Annotated in this window: 13 protein-coding genes; 11 read left to right on the forward strand and 2 right to left on the reverse strand. The window is 73.4% G+C overall.

Annotated elements, in window-relative coordinates:
- The first annotated feature begins 133 nt into the window (after positions 1 to 133).
- The gene (locus tag Pma05_RS08315; protein ID WP_203856749.1) at positions 134 to 1,858 is read left to right on the forward strand and encodes a GAF domain-containing sensor histidine kinase; all 1,725 of its coding nucleotides are present in this window, start codon (positions 134 to 136) and stop codon (positions 1,856 to 1,858) included.
- Positions 1,859 to 1,908: 50 nt separating this feature from the next.
- Here Pma05_RS08315 and Pma05_RS08320 read toward each other — a convergent pair whose 3' ends face one another.
- A complete protein-coding gene (locus tag Pma05_RS08320) occupies positions 1,909 to 2,547 on the reverse strand; it encodes a response regulator (protein WP_203856750.1) in 639 nt (212 codons plus the stop codon).
- A gap of 167 nt (positions 2,548 to 2,714) precedes the next feature.
- Here Pma05_RS08320 and Pma05_RS08325 point away from each other — a divergent pair, with 167 nt between their 5' ends.
- From Pma05_RS08325 to Pma05_RS08360, 8 genes are all read left to right on the forward strand, one after another.
- The gene (locus Pma05_RS08325; RefSeq protein ID WP_307836843.1) at positions 2,715 to 3,743 is read left to right on the forward strand and encodes an Acg family FMN-binding oxidoreductase; all 1,029 of its coding nucleotides are present in this window, start codon (positions 2,715 to 2,717) and stop codon (positions 3,741 to 3,743) included.
- Positions 3,744 to 3,889: 146 nt separating this feature from the next.
- Positions 3,890 to 5,011, forward strand: a complete 1,122-nt coding sequence (locus Pma05_RS08330; RefSeq protein ID WP_203856751.1) for a nitroreductase family protein — start codon at positions 3,890 to 3,892, stop codon at positions 5,009 to 5,011.
- 39 nt (positions 5,012 to 5,050) lie between these two features.
- Complete coding sequence (locus tag Pma05_RS08335) at positions 5,051 to 5,623, forward strand: DoxX family membrane protein (RefSeq protein ID WP_239311971.1); 573 nt, start codon at positions 5,051 to 5,053, stop codon at positions 5,621 to 5,623.
- A gap of 250 nt (positions 5,624 to 5,873) precedes the next feature.
- Entirely contained in the window at positions 5,874 to 6,485 is a 612-nt protein-coding gene (locus Pma05_RS08340; RefSeq protein ID WP_203856752.1) for a dihydrofolate reductase family protein, read from the forward strand.
- Positions 6,486 to 6,684: 199 nt separating this feature from the next.
- A complete protein-coding gene (locus Pma05_RS08345) occupies positions 6,685 to 7,881 on the forward strand; it encodes a winged helix DNA-binding domain-containing protein (protein ID WP_239311973.1) in 1,197 nt (398 codons plus the stop codon).
- A 170-nt stretch (positions 7,882 to 8,051) separates the two neighbouring features.
- Positions 8,052 to 8,522 carry a DoxX family membrane protein gene (locus tag Pma05_RS08350; protein ID WP_203856753.1) on the forward strand — a complete coding sequence of 157 codons (471 nt, stop codon included), beginning with the start codon at positions 8,052 to 8,054 and terminating at the stop codon, positions 8,520 to 8,522.
- 103 nt (positions 8,523 to 8,625) lie between these two features.
- Positions 8,626 to 9,120: a YbhB/YbcL family Raf kinase inhibitor-like protein gene (locus Pma05_RS08355; RefSeq protein WP_203856754.1), complete on the forward strand. Its 495-nt coding sequence runs from the start codon at positions 8,626 to 8,628 to the stop codon at positions 9,118 to 9,120.
- A gap of 102 nt (positions 9,121 to 9,222) precedes the next feature.
- Positions 9,223 to 10,191: a GNAT family N-acetyltransferase gene (locus tag Pma05_RS08360; protein WP_203856755.1), complete on the forward strand. Its 969-nt coding sequence runs from the start codon at positions 9,223 to 9,225 to the stop codon at positions 10,189 to 10,191.
- 16 nt (positions 10,192 to 10,207) lie between these two features.
- On the opposite strand, the gene Pma05_RS08365 is transcribed toward Pma05_RS08360, so the two are convergent.
- On the reverse strand, positions 10,208 to 11,761 hold the full coding sequence (locus Pma05_RS08365; RefSeq protein WP_203856756.1) for a glycoside hydrolase family 43 protein: 1,554 nt from the start codon (positions 11,759 to 11,761) through the stop codon (positions 10,208 to 10,210).
- A 257-nt stretch (positions 11,762 to 12,018) separates the two neighbouring features.
- Between Pma05_RS08365 and Pma05_RS08370 the strand changes: the two genes are divergently transcribed.
- Positions 12,019 to 13,041, forward strand: coding sequence for a LacI family DNA-binding transcriptional regulator (locus tag Pma05_RS08370; protein ID WP_203856757.1), 1,023 nt, complete (start codon positions 12,019 to 12,021; stop codon positions 13,039 to 13,041).
- Positions 13,042 to 13,502: 461 nt separating this feature from the next.
- Positions 13,503 to 13,808, forward strand: coding sequence for a hypothetical protein (locus Pma05_RS08375; RefSeq protein WP_203856758.1), 306 nt, complete (start codon positions 13,503 to 13,505; stop codon positions 13,806 to 13,808).
- Positions 13,809 to 13,816: the final 8 nt, after the last annotated feature.

A 13,816-nucleotide genomic window follows, 5' to 3' on the forward strand; every position in this document is an offset into this window, starting at 1 on the left:
GGCGGGCGAGTGGCAGCCGGAGATCTCCGGCGGGCGGGGCGACGGCCGGCCGTAGCCGGGCGTTCGGCGGCGGCGCCAACAACCTGATCACCGGGTCTGCCGTCCGGACCGGACCCGGCGATAACATCGCCGGATGACCGAGTCGAGGCCGCCTGTCGGGTCGGGCTTTCCGGCGCCGTCGCTGGGCATCACGCCGCTGTCCCGGGTACGACTCGACGAGTTGCTCCAGGAGATGCTGGACCGGGTCGGCGAGGTGGTCACCAGTCGGGAGCGGCTGCGGGCGTTGCTGACCGCCGTGGTCGGGATCAGCACCGACCTCGACCTGCACAGCACGCTGGACCGGATCGTCGCCGCCGCGTGCCGGCTGGCCGACGCCCGGTACGCCGCCCTCGGCGTCATCGGCCCCGACCGGCAGCTGACCGAGTTCATCACGCACGGCATCGACCCGGAGAGCCACGCCCGGATCGGCGACCTGCCGCGCGGCCGGGGCGTCCTCGGCCTGCTCATCGCCGACCCCCGTCCGGTACGGATGCCGGACATCACCCAGCACCCGCAGTCGTACGGCTTCCCGCCGAATCACCCGCCGATGCACAGCTTCCTCGGCGTGCCGGTCCGCATCCGCGACCAGGTGTTCGGCAACCTCTATCTGGCCGAGAAGCAGGGTGCGACGGAGTTCACCGACGACGACGAGGAGATCGTCGTCGCGCTCGCCGCCGCTGCGGGGGTGATCATCGAGAACGCCCGCCTCTTCGCCGTGGCGCACCGGCGGGAACGCTGGCTGGCCGCTGCCGCCGAGATCACCGGCGTGCTGCTGGGTGAGGTACGCCGTACCGACGCGCTGCGGCTGATCGCCCGGCGGGCCCGTGAGGTCGCCGAGGCGGATGTCGCGATGGTGCTGCTCTACGACGAGGACGCCGGAGAGTTCACCGTCGAGGTCGCCGACGGTGACCGGACGGCCGAGGAGCTGGTCGGCGCCGTACTGGCCGCCGACGACACCGCCTTCGTCGAACCGGTGACCCGCCGTCGGCAGGCGGTGGCGGAGAGCCTGGCGAAGGCCGCACCGTGGCCGGTGGCGGTCGGTACCGGCCCGGGGCTGATCTCTCCGCTGATCGTCGGCGACGTGCTGCACGGGGTACTGGTCGTCGGCTACCGGGCCGGAGAGCAGGCGGGTACCGACGTCGAGGGCACCCTGCTGGCGACGTTCGCCGGGCAGGCGGCGCTGGCGCTGGAGCGGGCCCGGGCACAGGAGGAGCGGGAACTGCTGGTGGTCCTGGAGGACCGGGAGCGGATCGCCCGGGACCTGCACGACGTGGTGATCCAGCGGCTGTTCGCGATGGGGCTCCAGTTGCAGACCGTGGCGCCGCTGGCCGGCCGGCCGGACGTGCGGCAGCGGCTCAACGCCACCGTCGACGACCTCGACTCCACCATCCGGGACATCCGGCGGGCGATCTTCGAACTGCGTACCCCGATGACGGCGGCGCTGCGGACCGAGATCCGGGACCTGGTCGCCGGCTCCGCCGAGGCGCTCGGGTTCCGTCCGGGACTGGAGATGACCGGGCCGGTGGACAGCGCCGTACCCGACCGGATGCGCCCCGACCTGCTCGCGGTGCTCGGCGAGGCGCTGTCGAACGCCGTCCGGCACGCCCGGGCGAGCCGGGTGACGGTCACCGTCGACGTGCGGGACGGCGAGCTGTGCGTACGGGTCGCCGACGACGGGGTGGGCACCGATCCGGCCCGGGCCCGTGGTGGCCTGGTCAACCTGCGGGAACGCGCGGAACGCTCCGGTGGCAGCTTCGAGATCGACCGGTCCGAGCCGACCGGTACCACGATCGTGTGGCGGGTGCCGCTGCGCGACTGAGCCGTCGACCCGGCCTGCCCGGCGGGGCGACCGGGTCGGGTCGCGTCGGGTCAGTGGCGCTCGCCGAGCAGACGGGTGGCCAGCACCGCCGCCTGGGTACGTCGTTCCAGGCCGAGCTTGGCGAGCAGGCTGGAGACGTAGTTCTTCACGGTCTTCTCGGCCAGGAACATCTTGCCGGCGATCTCCCGGTTGGTGAGCCCCTCCGCCACGTACTCCAGGATCCGGCGCTCCTGTTCGGTCAGCGACTGGAACTCCCGGGGCTGCTCGACACCGGTGCGGATCCGGTCCAGCACCCGGGCGGTGACCGCCGGGTCCAGCAGCGACTGGCCGGCGGCCACCCGGCGGACCGCGTCGACCAGGTCGGTGCCGCGGATCTGCTTGAGGACGTACCCGGCGGCCCCGGCCATGATCGCCGCGAACAGCGCCTCGTCGTCCTCGTACGAGGTCAGGATCAGTCCCTTGATCGTGGAGTCGACCGCCCGGACGTCCCGGCACACGTCGATGCCGTTGCCGTCCGGCAGCCGCGCGTCCAGGATCGCCACGTCCGGGCGGAGTGCCGGGATCCGGCGTGCCGCCTCCTGCGCGGAGCCGGACTCGCCGACCACCTCGATATCGCCGTCGCTCTGTAGCAGCCCGGCCAGGCCGCGCCGGACCACCTCGTGGTCATCGAGCAGGAAGACTCTGATCACTTTTCCTTCCTATCCGGCGGATGCTCCGGCTGCCAGGGCCGAAGGTCCTGAACGGGGCGGCCGAGAGCGGGGACTCTGTCCCGGCGGCACGGGACCTGCGGCCCTGCCGGCACACCCCGGCGGCGGCGCACCGTGGTGGAGCAGACAGCGAACGAGGAGGAAGTGCGATGATCCCCGACCGGAGCACCGCGCCGACGGCCGCCGACGGAACCGCCGTACCGCTCGCCGAGGTCCGCGCCGCGTTCGGCGTCGCCGCCGCGTACGCGCTGCTGGCGCCCTCGGTGTTCAACACCCAGCCGTGGCGCTGGCAGATCGGCCGCGATGCCGTACTGACGCTGCGGGCGGACCGCTCTCGACAGGTGCACAGCGTCGACGCGACCCGACGGCTGCTGCTGGTGAGCTGCGGCGCGGCCCTGCACCACGCCCGGTTGGCGCTCGCCGTGGCCGGATACCGCACCGAGGTCGTGCGGTTTCCGCGCGGCGGCGACCCGGACGTGCTGGCCAGGATCACGGTGACCGGACGGCAGGACCCCGATCCGGAGCAGTCGCGGCAGCACGCGGCGGGCCGGCGGCGCCGTACCGACCGACGGGCCTTCGGTGACCGTACCGTGCCCGAGTCGACCCTGCGCCGGCTCCGTGCGGTGGTCGAGGCCGAGGGGGCCTACCTGCACCTGGTTCGCGACGACCAGATGCCGATGCTGGCCGTCGCGACCGCCAACGCGGCCTCGGTCGAACTCGACGACCCCGGGTACCGGGCCGAGTTGCGGCGCTGGACGAACCGCCCGCCGGAGAGCCGGGACGGTGTACCGGCCGCCTCGGCGGTCCGTCAGGGGCTGCGCCGGGTACCGATCCGGGAACACGCGCTCGACGGCACGCCGGGCCTGGAGGTGGGCGACGGGACGGACCGGGGCGCGGCGTACGCGATCCTGTTCGGCATCGGCGACGCCCCTGCCGACCTGCTCGCCGGCGGTGAGGCGCTCTCCGCCCTGTTGTTGACCGCTGTGGCCGAGGGTCTCGCCACCGCACCGCTGAGCGACCCGATCGAGTTGGACTGGCCCCGCTGGCTGATGCGCAACCTGCTCGCCGACATCGGTGAGCCGTACGTGGTGGTCCGGCTCGGCTTCGTCGACGACCCGAGTCCGCTGCCGCCGGTGCTCCGGCGAGAGCCGGCCGACGTGATCGAGTACGCCGACTGAGCGGGCTGGCCGGCACGGCGGCGAGGTCGGCGGGCGACCGGTCGACGCCCCGAACCCGGCGCTGGTCGAGAACGGTGCCCGTCGAGAACGGTGCCGGGCGGATCCGCCGCCTGTCGAGCCCGGGCGGGATGGCGAGGAGGAAGCAGATGAGTCCGACGGGCTATTCGCGGACGGACCTGTACCGGGCCGTCTACGCCGCTGCCCAGGCACCCGTCGCGGAGCAGAGCCAGCCGTGGCTGCGACTGCGGGACGGCGCCATCGACGTGCTGGTCACCCCTTCCCGGGCGGGTCCAGCCGGTTACCACGCCGGCTGGGCCGCCCGGCTCGGCGGTGGTGCCGGCCTGTTCAACGTACGGCTGGCGCTGGCGGTGAACGGGCGGCCCGCGCTCGTCCGGCTGCGCCCGTACCGCGACGAGCCGGACCTGCTGGCGCGGCTGCATCCCGGTCCGGTGCAGGCGCCCACCCCCGCCGAGCGGGAGCTGTTCGCGGCACTGCCGTACTGCAACGTCGAGGCCGGGCCGGTCGTCCCGACGCCGGTACCGTCCGAGGTCCGTCGCCGGCTGATCGACGCCGCCCGGACCGAACACGGCTGGCTGGACCTGATCGTCGGGCACGCCGCTGTGGCGGCGTTCGCCGAGATCGAGGCGAGTGCCCGGCGGGTGCTGGACCGTGGTCGGGCGGACGCGCCGGCCGTGGTCCGCTGGCACAGCGGCGCTCCGCCGTCCGACGTGCCGTCGGGTTGGGGCGACCGGACCGGACCGGGTGCCGGTCGTGCTGGCCGCGCCGCACCGGTTGCCGGTCGGGCCGGCCGGGGGCTCGGTGGGCGCGTCCCGCCGGAGCCGGAGCACCAGCCGGGTGCCGAGTCGAGCCACAAGCCGTGTCACGAGTCGAGCCACGAGCCGGGTGGTGAGTCGGGGCACGAGCCGGTGGTGGCCGTGCTGGGCAGTCCGTTGGACACCCCCGGTGACCAGTTGCGCGCCGGACAGGCGTTGCAGCGCGTCCTGCTGACCGCCGCCGCTGCTGGGCTGACGACGTGCCTCCAGGCCCAGGTGATCGCGGTCCCGGCGGCGCGCGAGCAGCTCCGGCTGGCGCTCGGTCGGTTCGGCCGACCGCAGATGGTGCTGCGGATCGGTCAGCGACGGGCCCACCGGAGGACGCTACCGACGGTGGCGGACCCGAACCGGACGGCCCGGGAAGACGGGTCCAAGGTCCCGGGAACGAGCGGTCCGCCGGCCCTGCCCCACCCGGTGGTCACCGGCGTCGAATAGAGGTAGCCGCGAGGGACAGCGCGGACGACACGAGAGGACGTGACGACGATGACGGCGACCAGCAACCAGCCCGTCGCCCGCCAGACCGCTGCGGCGGCCGACCCGGTGGGTGCGGAGACCGGCGCCCAGCGGGCCACCCGGTACGTTTTCGCCGGCATCCGGCTCGCCCTGGGCTGGACCTTCCTGTGGGCGTTCCTGGACAAGGTGTTCGGCTTCGGCTTCGCGAACGAGAGCAAGGCCGCCTGGATCAACGGCGGCAGTCCCACGAAGGGATTCCTGGCGTTCGGCGCGGAAGGGCCGTTCCAGGGGCTCTACCACGACATCGCCGGCGCCGCCTGGGCCGACGTGCTGTTCATGGTCGGCCTGCTCGCCATCGGCGTCGCCCTGTTGGCCGGGATCGGCCTCCGGGTCGCCGCGGTTGCCGGCGGTCTGCTGTACGTGCTGATGTGGACCGTCGTGCTGCCTCCCGAGAACAACCCGTTCCTGGACGAGCACCTGGTCAACGCCGCGCTGCTGGCTGGTCTGGCTCTGGTCGGCGCCGGCGACACCTGGGGACTCGGCCGGATCTGGGCGAGACTGCCGATCGTGCGTCGGCAGCCCTGGCTCAAGTGACGCCAGTCGCCCCTGCGGCGGGTACCACCGACGGGTGGTGCCCTCCGCCTCGCTGTCCGGATACAGAACTATGGTCTGATCTGCATGGATACACACTGTTCCGCTACATCAAGCTCGCCAACCGACAATAGTTTTAGCCTTGACAATAGAAGTTGTCGGTGCGAGGGTTGCTGGCAGACGCGGGACCGCGACGACGACAACGGTGGTCCGCCGCAGGTGCGCGGAGGACCCGATGGAGAGGACACCGACAATGCGGAAGCTGGTCGTGAGCACGTTCCTGACCCTCGACGGGGTCATGCAGGCTCCGGGCGGCCCCAGCGAAGACGAGGAAAACGGCTTCGCGCACGGCGGCTGGATGGTCAACTACTGGGACGACCAGGTGGCCGCGGCCATGGACGACCTGATGGGCAAGCCGTTCGACCTGGTACTCGGGCGCAAGACCTATGACATCTTCGCCTCGTACTGGCCGCACGCCTCGGAGGAGGAGGGCGCAGGGCCGCTCAACCGCGCGGTCAAGTACGTCGCGTCCCGGGGCCGCCCGACGCTGAGCTGGGACAAGTCCGTTCTGATCGAGGGCGACGTGGCCGAGGGCGTGGCCGCGCTCAAGCAGCAGGACGGGCCCGAGTTGCAGGTGCACGGCAGTGCCGACCTGATCCAGACGCTGCTGCGGCACAACCTCGTCGACGAGTTCCGCCTGTTGGTCTTCCCGGTCGTCCTCGGCTCGGGCAAGCGGCTGTTCGCCGACGGCACCCTCCCGGCCGGGATGAAGCTGGTGCAGAGCACGGTCTCGTCCAACGGGGCGGTGATCGGCAAGTACGAGCCGGCCGGTGAGGTCGTCATCGGCGAGTTCGGGCAGGACTGAGCGGGGCAGAGACGGCTGCCACCCCACCCCGTTCAACCGGGGCGGGGGCCGAGCCGGGGCGGGATCTCGGATCGTGCCGCGCCCGGAGCGCCGCGTCGTGCGGACGTACGACGTACCCGGTCAGCCGCGATCGCGGTCCGGGCGCCAGGTCCGCCCGGAGTTGTCCGCCCACTCTGGTAGACAGGGGTTCGACCAGTGGGTGGACGAGGGGGCAGGGGTGCGGATCGAGGTGGCCGAGCGCCGGGCCAGGATCGGCCGGCGGCACCGCCTGGCGGCGGAGGCCCGGTCCGACGATCCGGTCGAGGTCGCCCGGGACCTGGTGGCGCTGCACGCCTCCGACCCACCCACGGTCTACCTGGCGCTCTTCGCCCGGCTGGCCGGCACCGCCGCCGACCTGCGGACCGTCGACCGGGCGCTCTACGACGACCGGACCCTGATCCGGATGCTCGCCATGCGCCGCACCATGTTCGTGACCCCGGTCGAGTCCGTGCCGGTGCTGCACGAGGCGGCAGCCCGGACCGTCGCCGGCCGGGAACGCCGCAAGCTGCTCGGCTTCCTCGCCGAGGCGGGCGTGGCCGACGACGTCGAGGGCTGGCTCGCCGAGGTCGAGGCGGTGGCACTGCGGGCGATCGAGACGCGCGGCGAGGTGACCTCGGCGGAACTGGCCGAGGAGGACGAGCGGCTGCGCCAGCCACTGGTGTTGTCCCCGGGCAAGTCGTACGAGGGCCGGCAGCGGGTGGTCGCCCGGCTGCTCCTGCTGCTCGCCGCCGAGGGGCGGATCGTGCGGGGACGGCCCCGCAGCACCTGGCGGTACAGCCCGTACCGGTGGTCGCTGGCGCAGCGGTGGTATCCGGTGGCTCCGGAGCCGTGGACGGCCGAGGACGCCGAGATCGAGCTGGCCCGACGGTGGCTGGCCGGGTACGGGCCGGCGCCGGCCGAGGACCTGCGCTGGTGGACCGGGTGGACGGTGGCGCAGACGCGCCGGGCGCTCGCCGGGGTCAAACCGGTGGAGGTGGAGCTGGACGGCGGCACCGGGCTGCTGCTTCCCGACGATCTCGAACCGGTGCCCCCGGTCGAGCCCTGGGCCGCGCTGCTGCCCGGCCTGGACCCGACCCCGATGGGCTGGTCCCGGCGGGAGTGGTTCCTGGTCGGGCACGGCCCCCGGCTCTTCGACCGGAACGGCAACATCGGCCCGACCGTGTGGTGGGACGGCCGGATCGTCGGCGGCTGGGCGCAGCGCAAGGATGGCGAGATCGCGTACCGGCTTCTGGAGGATGTCGGCGCCGAGGCGGTCGGTGTGGTGGAGACGGCGGTGGCGGAGCTGACCGGACGGCTCGGCGAGGCCCGGATCACGCCGCAGTTCCGTACCCCGCTGGAGCGGGAACTCGCCGGCTGACCGGCCGTGCCGCAGCTCGGGTCCGGCGCCGGTCGACACCGGGGTCGGGCTCGGCTGGGCTCGGCTCGCTCGGGCGGTGTGCCTGGCCAGGGTGGGCGGGTGCGCGGTGTGCGGGCGGACTATCCGGGTAGGTGTGCCCGGACAGCGGTACCGGCAGAGCGGAGCGACCGATGAACGTGTCCCATCTTCCGCTGCGCGTCGCGATCGGCGCGTTCGTCCTGAACTCCGGGGTCTCCAAGTGGAACCTCGAGGGCGAGGCGGCGGCGGGCATGCACGGGATGGCGGCCGGGGCGATCCCGCCGGTCCGGCGGGTACCGCCGGAGCACTTCGCCCGGTTGCTGGCCGGTACCGAGCTGGCCCTCGGCGCCGCCCTGCTGCTCCCGGTGGTCCCGTCCGCGCTGGCCGGGCTGGGCCTGCTCGGCTTCGGCGGCGGCCTGATGCGGCTGTACTGGTCGACGCCCGGCCTGCACGAGCCCGGCAGTCCCCGGCCGACCCAGCAGGGCGTGCCGATCGCCAAGGACAGTTGGCTGGTCGGGGCCGGCCTCACCCTGCTCCTCGACGACCTGTTCGGCAGGGCGGCCGGCAAGCGTCGCGGGTTGGGGCGGCAGATCGCGCGCCGGTGCGGCAAGCGTCGCGGCTGATCGTGCGGCTGACCGTGCGGCGACCCGGCCGACGGCTGTTTCGGCGTGCCCACTCCGGGTACGCCCGGAAGAACCCGAGCGGCACCATCGGCATCGCCAGCCGGTGGCGTCCGGACAGGTCCCGAACCGGGAGGAGGGCGACGCCATGGCCGGCATCCTGATGCGCAGCCGCGCCTTCAACGACCACGACCGGCTGCCGGACCGGTTCTCCCGGGACGGCGGCAACATCTCGCCACCGCTGGAGTGGTCGGACGTGCCGGCGGAGGCGACCGAGCTGATCCTGCTGGTCGAGGACCGGGACGCCGGGCGGACGCCGTTGCTGCACTGGCTGGTGACCGGGATCGAGGCGACCTCCGGCGGTGTCGACGAGGGTCAGATCCCGCCGGGCGGCCGGGTCTGGGAGAACGGCTTCGGCACGGCGGGCTGGGGCGGCCCGCATCCGCCGCTGAACGACGACCCGCACCGGTACTTCTTCCGGCTCTACGCCGTGAACCGGCCGCTGGAACTGCCCGGCGCGCCACAGGCGCCGGACGTGCACGCCGCGGTGCGGGCACTGGAACTGGCCAGCGGCAACCTGGTCGGCACCTTCGCCCGCTGACCCGTCATCCCGCCCAGGAAGTCATCCCGCCCGAGGAGTCAGTCGTCCCGTCAGGGGAAAAACCGGCGGCGCGGGGCGGTCGGTCGGGGTTAGATGCTCCACATGCCACTGCCCCCCGGCTGGTCGGTGCGCCGACCCGGTCTCGAGGACGTACCGGCGATCCTGGCGGTCGTACGCGCCAGCGACATCGCGGCGCTCGGCCATCCGGACTTCAGCGCTGACGACGTACGCGAGGTGTTGACCGCACCCGACCTGGACCTGGCCCGGGACAGTTGGCTCGCGCTCGACCCGGACGGCGAGGTGTGCGGCTGGTCCTATCTGGAGGACTCCAACCGGGGATCTCGGGAGACCGTCGAGGTCTACGTGCACCCGGAGCGGGGACTGCCGGCCCAGGTGCCGCTGCTGACGATGCAACTGGCCCGCTCCGCCGAACGGGCCGCCGAGTTCGGCCTCGCCGAGCTGACCGTACGGGTGTTCGCGCTGCCCACCGAGGAGCGCTGGATCGGCGTACTGCGGGACGCCGGTTTCGAGTTCGTCAAGCGGTACGCCCGGCTGCGCCGGTCGCTGGCCGGGGTGGCCGCCGAGCCGCCGCCCCCGCCGCCGGGGGTGCTGGTCCGGCCGGTCCGGTCGACGGACGACGCCGAGCTGCGGACCTTCCACCGGATCCTGGACTCGGCCTTCCGGGACACACCGGACTACCAGCCGGCCAGCTACGACCAGTGGCGGGCCCAGGTGGCCGCGCTGCCCAGCGTGGCCTGGGACGAGTGGTTCGTCGCCGAGGTGGCCGGCGAGCCGGTCGGCATCCTCCAGTCCGCCGACCAGACCCTCGACCAGAACGAGGGCTGGGTGAAGCAGTTGGCGGTGCTGCGGGAACACCGGCGGCGGGGCGTCGGCGCGGCGCTGCTGGCCCGGGCCTTCGCCCGCTATGCCGGCAAGGGCCGGGAGTACGCCGGGCTCGGCGTCGACCAGAGCAACCCGACCGGTCCACTCCGGCTCTACGAGTCGGTGGGGATGAGCCCGCTCTACGAGGCGCTCGTCTTCGAGCGGACCGTTCCCGCCAGCGGCGGATAGCCGGGGCGGCGGCTCCTCAGGCGTCGACCACCTCGGTGCAGGCGTCGACCAGGTCGTCGTCGACCACCTCGGCCCGGTCCAGCGAGCCGAGGACCCGGTAGTCGTACCAGTCGACTCCGATGGCGTCGGCGGTCGCGTAGCAGCCGATCACCCGCCCGGTGAAGCCGCCGGCGACCTCGGTGGAGAGGTATCGCCCGTCGAGTTCGGCGAGGACCACGAACTCGCCGTCCGGGGCCTCGTAGCCGAGCCGCACCACGTCCGGCTCCTGCCGGGGATGGTCCATCCCGGGCCCGGAGGACCAGGTCTCGACGCGCAGCACCACCGGGCCGGTGACCGGACGGCTGCCGATCCGCTGGCACAGCGGCCCGATCCGGGCCCGTACCCAGACCTCGCCGCCGCCCAGTTCGACCGCGTAGTGGTGGGCCTCGTCGAGGCGTACCGCCAGGCCGCCCCGGCCGACGCCGGGGTCGACCAGGGCGCGTACCCGGACGTCGTGCTGTTCCTGGCGGCGGCCGACGAAGGTCACCGTCGGCTCGTCGAGCGAGCCGCCCCGGGCCCTCAGGGTCAGCCAGCCGGGGCGCTCGATCAGCGAGACGTCCTCCGGAGGCCGGGCCCGGACCGAGATCCACCGGGGGTGCAGCTCGGTGGTGTCGAAGTCGTCCCGCCCCTGTGCGGCACCCACCGGTGCCGGGGACGGGGCGGGGGTGCTCGGCACCGTGCCGACCGGCCCGACCACCGGCCAGCCGTCCGACCAGGTGACCGGGGCCAGGAAGGTCTCCCGGCCGAGTACGTGCCAGCCGGGCGTGCCGCCCCGGGCGCGTACCCCGAGGAAGACCAGCCACCACGAGCCGTCGGCGGCCCGGACCAGGTCGCCGTGCCCGGTGTTCTGGGTTGGGTGGTCGGTGCTGCGGTGGCTGAGGATCGGGTTGGCCGGGCAGGGCTCGAACGGGCCGTCCGGGGCGGGGGCGCGGGCCACCGAGATGCCGTGGCCGCGCTCGGTGCCGCCCTCGGCGATCAGCAGATACCAGGTGCCGTCGACCTGGTAGAGGTGCGGTGCCTCCGGGGCCTGCGCACCCGGGGTGCCGGACCAGATCCGCTTCGGCGCGCTCAGCGCGGTGCCCCGGACCGGGTCGATCCGCAGTTGGTCGATGCCGGCGACGGTGCACCAGCAGGTGCCGTCGTCGTCCCAGGCCAGGTCGGGGTCGATGCCGAGGACGTCGGGCAGGTGCACCGGCTCCGACCAGCGGCCGGCCGGATCCTCGGCGGTGACCAGCAGGGTGCCGCCGTGCGGGACGTTCGAGGTGATCAGCCAGAACCGGCCGTCGTGGTGCCGCAGGGTGGGCGCGTAGACCCCGCCGGAGGAGGGTGTGCCGGGCGGTAGGACGAGCTGGCTGGTCCGGTCGAGGACGTTGCCGAGCTGGGTCCAGTTCACCAGGTCCCGGCTGTGGAAGATCGGTACGCCCGGGAAGTATTCGAAGCTCGAACAGGCCAGGTAGTAGTCGTCGCCGACCCGGCAGACGCTCGGGTCCGGATGGAAGCCGGCGATGACCGGGTCACCGGGGATCGCCATCAGGAGTCGATCACGGCCGGGTCGTCGGTCGCCCGGGCCGGAGGGATCGTGGTCACGGTGGAACAGGGCATGGACGATCCCCTCCGGGGTAAACTTTCCGGAATTGTTCCGTAACTCGTTCGGAACGTTATGGCCCACCGTGCGGTCAGTCAACCCCGGAACCCGGGGCAAAATACTGGGAGGGCGCGCGACCGACGCCGGTGCACCCTCGAAAGTGTTTCGGTCGTAGGCTGGAGCCTCAACGAAGGAGCTGCCTCGTGACGGTCGACGAAGGACGCAGGATCACGATCACCGCCATCGCCCAGGAGGCGGGCGTGTCGGTGCCGACGGTCTCCCGGGTACTCAACGGCCGCAACGACGTGGCGCCGCAGACCCGGGAACGGGTGGAGGAACTCCTCCGCCGGCACGGCTACCGCCGACGGGCGACCCGACCGCGGGCCGGGGCGAGCCTGATCGACCTCATCTTCAACGACCTGGACAGCCCCTGGGCGGTCGAGATCATCCGAGGGGTGGAGGACGTCGCGCACGCCTCCGGCGTCGGCACGGTGGTCTCGGCGATCCACCGCCGATCGACCTCGACCCGGCAGTGGTTGCAGAACCTGCGCACCCGGGCCACCGACGGGGTGATCCTGGTCGCCAGCGACCTCGCCCCGCCCGTGCATGCCGAACTGCGCCGGCTGAACGTCCCGATGGTGCTGGTCGACCCCGCCGGAGTGCCGAACCTCGACATCCCCACCATCGGCGCGACGAACTGGGCCGGCGGGCTGCGCGCCACCGAGCACCTGCTCTCGCTCGGGCATCGCCGGATCGGCTTCATCGCCGGCCCGCCGCGCCTGCTCTGTAGCCGGGCCCGGCTCGACGGCTACCGGGCCGCCCTGGACGCCGCCGGCATCCCGATGCGCGACGAGCTGATCGTGCCCGGCGACTTCTACCACGAGTCCGGCTACTCCGGCGGTGCCGCGCTGCTCGACCTCGAGGAGCCGCCGACGGCGATCTTCGCCTCCAGCGACCAGATGGCGTTCGGGGCGTACGAGGCGGTCCGGCGGCGCGGGCTGCGGGTACCCGACGACGTGAGCGTGGTCGGCTTCGACGACCTGCCGGAGGCGCGCTGGGCGTCGCCCCCGCTCACCACCGTGCGGCAGCCGCTGGCCGAGATGGGGCTGCTGGCTGCCCGGACGGTGCTCCGGCTGGCTGGCGGCGAGCCGCTCGACACGCCCCGGGTCGAGCTCTCCACCGACCTGGTGGTCCGGGACAGTTCGGCCCCGTACGCCCGGAACTGACCCCACCCCACCGACGCGGTTCCGGCGCCCGTCGAGCGAGTTCCCGGGAGCTTTCCGGTAGAAGTCGGAGCGACCCGCTGAGGTCTTCCGAGCCGGCGTTGTCACCCGCCCTGGCCAGCCGTCCTACCGCCGGTCGTCACCCGCCCCTGGCCGGCCGTTCTGGCCAAGCGTTGTCGCCTGCCCTGGTCGGGTGTTCTGGCTGGCTGGCCGTACATGGCCGGCGTTGTCGCCCGTAACACCGTCGCCCTGTCCACCGGTGGGCCGTGGTGGGCGGGTACGCACTTTGCCCCGAACCGCGCCGTTCTGCCGTACCGGCTGACCGGCAACGGTCCGCTGGGTCGCGGAGTCACCCCCGCACGGGAGCGGACCGGTTTGCCGGGTTAGAGGTGATCGGGGGCGGGGTACCACCCGCGTAGCGACGCCCGGCCGCGCGGCGGGGCGCTGACCCGAGGGAGCACCCGATGAGACTCGACGACGACGACATCCGGACCACGGGCGGCGGCGGTGGGGAGGGGCCGGCCGACGGCGGGGCCAACCCGCTGGGCCGGGACGGTGGCGCCGACGGTGCCGCCGAGGGCCCGGTCGACGCCGGAGCCACCCCGGGACAGCACGACGGCGGGGCGGACGGCAGCGCCGAGGGTCCGGCCGACGGCGGCGCGACTCCGGGGCAGCACGACGGTGGGGCGGACGGCAGCGCCGAAGGGCCGGCCGACTCGGGCGCGGCACCCGGGCAGCAGGACGGCGGCGCCGACAACGCCGCCCGCTAGCGCCGGCC

It is taken from the genome of Plantactinospora mayteni (genome assembly GCF_016862935.1).
Lineage (GTDB): Bacteria > Actinomycetota > Actinomycetes > Mycobacteriales > Micromonosporaceae > Plantactinospora > Plantactinospora mayteni.